This window comes from Streptomyces sp. MB09-02B, assembly GCF_033794485.1.
Taxonomy (GTDB): domain Bacteria; phylum Actinomycetota; class Actinomycetes; order Streptomycetales; family Streptomycetaceae; genus Streptomyces.
Map to the genome: position 1 here is coordinate 1 of NZ_JARGEE010000787.1, position 1,936 is coordinate 1,936.

At 70.8% G+C, this 1,936-nt stretch carries 3 protein-coding genes; all 3 read right to left on the reverse strand.

Annotated features, from left to right (window positions below):
* Positions 1 to 197: 197 nt before the first annotated feature.
* Positions 198 to 845: a TetR/AcrR family transcriptional regulator gene (locus P1P70_RS44035; protein WP_319248039.1), complete on the reverse strand. Its 648-nt coding sequence runs from the start codon at positions 843 to 845 to the stop codon at positions 198 to 200.
* 104 nt (positions 846 to 949) lie between these two features.
* The gene (locus P1P70_RS44040) at positions 950 to 1,321 is read right to left on the reverse strand and encodes a DUF4229 domain-containing protein (protein ID WP_319248040.1); all 372 of its coding nucleotides are present in this window, start codon (positions 1,319 to 1,321) and stop codon (positions 950 to 952) included.
* 106 nt (positions 1,322 to 1,427) lie between these two features.
* Positions 1,428 to 1,898, reverse strand: a complete 471-nt coding sequence (locus P1P70_RS44045) for a GNAT family N-acetyltransferase (RefSeq protein WP_319248041.1) — start codon at positions 1,896 to 1,898, stop codon at positions 1,428 to 1,430.
* Positions 1,899 to 1,936: the final 38 nt, after the last annotated feature.

Here is a 1,936-nt window from a genome sequence, read left to right on the forward strand (position 1 = left end):
GGTGGAGGGCGTGTTCATGTGAGGGGGCATGTGTATCCGCTCGTCGCCTGAGCGAGTCGGTCCAGTGCGGCTGGGTGGGGGCTTCTCGCGCAGTTCCCCGCGCCCCTAACGGGGCGCAGCCCCTGCTTTTCAGGGGCGCGGGGAACTGCGCGACCAGCCCCCACCGGACCCGCACCCGGCGACGCGCACGCCCCCTCTCACGCGGCAGCCGGCGGTACCCACGGGCGGCCCTCCATCAGGTCGCCCAGGCCGGCCCACGCGAAGTTCATCAGGGTCGTCGCGGCCTGGCGCGCGGTGATGCCGGGCGTGGCGTTGGCCCACGCGGCGAGCGCCTCGGCCGCGCCGACGAGGCCCTCGGCGAGACCGGCGACCTCCCGCTCGGGCAGGGACGGGTCACGGCGGGCCTCCCGCGCGGCGACCAGGATCAGCCCGGTCACGAACGCGACCATCTCCTCCCGCATCGCCGCCACTTCGGCGGCGAAGGGCTCCCCGTGCGTCCGGGCCTGGAGGTGCAGTACGGCCCAGGCGTCGGGATTGCGCGCGGTGTGCGTGAAGAACGCCCCCAGCCCCTCCCAGAGTTGGCGGTCGGCGGGCAGCTCGGGGTTCACACCCGCGCGTACGGCCGTGGTGAGCGCCTTGGCCTCGCGGCGGATGCAGGCCGTGAAGAGGTCTTCCTTGGAGTTCAGGTACAGGTACACCAACGGCTTGGACACGCCCGCCAGTTCGGCGATCTCGTCCATCGAGGCCGCCCGGTACCCCCGCTGTCCGAACGTCCGCACCGCCGCGTCCAGCATTTGCTGTTCCCGTACCGCACGAGGCATCCGTTTGCTCTTCACAGCACCCATGCGGGCAAGCGTACGGTTCCGGCGCCGGTGAGGGACCCGGGCGTAGGGCGGGTGATCCTGTTCTGCCGGCCGGCGAACGCTCCTGCCGCCGGTCCGCTCACGGCCTACGAGGCCTTGCCGGAGCCCGACTGAACGGCAGCCGCATCGGCCGTGTCGGCCTCGGCGGTGGCCTCCGGGCCCGGAGTCCGTGCCGCGTCGTCGGCCTCGTCCTCCTGGCCGCGGTTGGCCGCGAGGTTGGACTTGACGCGGTCGATGGAGCGGTCGAGGCGGGGGGCGATCCGCGCGGAGGCCCGGTCGCGCTCCTTGCGGAGGGCGACGAAGCTGATCGGCGCGGAGACCAGGAGCGCGAGCACGACCATCCACATGCCGTTGGACGCGCCGAGGCCGCGCGGGGCGACACCGGAGTAGACGAGGGCCCAGACGACCACGAAGCAGCCCACGAAGATACCGAGGCGCATCAGTGTGTAGCGGAGCATCTCAATCCACTCTTCCGTATCCGTTCCGAACAGTGCCACCGTTGTTCGCAGGGCATCGTCCAGTGAAGCACGGTCGGGGGGCGATCTTGCACGGGGGTGCGGGGCCTCAGACCAGAGGCAGGAGCATCGTGATGTCGTCGCGGTGGTCGCCGGGGGCTACACGTATCGCGCCGGGGACGCGGCCGACCTCCTTGTAACCGCAGGAGGCGTAGAAGTGTTCGAGGCCGCGGCCGCCTCGGCAGCACAGGCGGATGGCGTCTATGCCGTCGAAGTCGCGGGCCGCGGTCTCGGCCGCCCTCATGAGGTCGCGGCCGTAGCCCTTGCCCTGGTGGGACGGGTGGACCATCACCGTGTAGAGCCAGACCCAGTGGGTCATGAGGCGGTGGGTGTTGAAGCCGAAGAAGGCGGTGGCGGCGGGGGTGCCGGTGTCGTCCAGGCCGAGGAGGAGGCGGTGTCTGCCTTCGGCCATGGCGGTGAGGTGTTTGAGGAGTTCCGGGCGGATGGTTTCTCGGGTCACCGGGGGGACGAAGCCGACCGCTCCGTCGGCGTTGGAGACGTCTGCCCAGAGGGTGGCCAGTTATACAAGTCTCCAAGCCCACTAGCAAGGCAACAAAA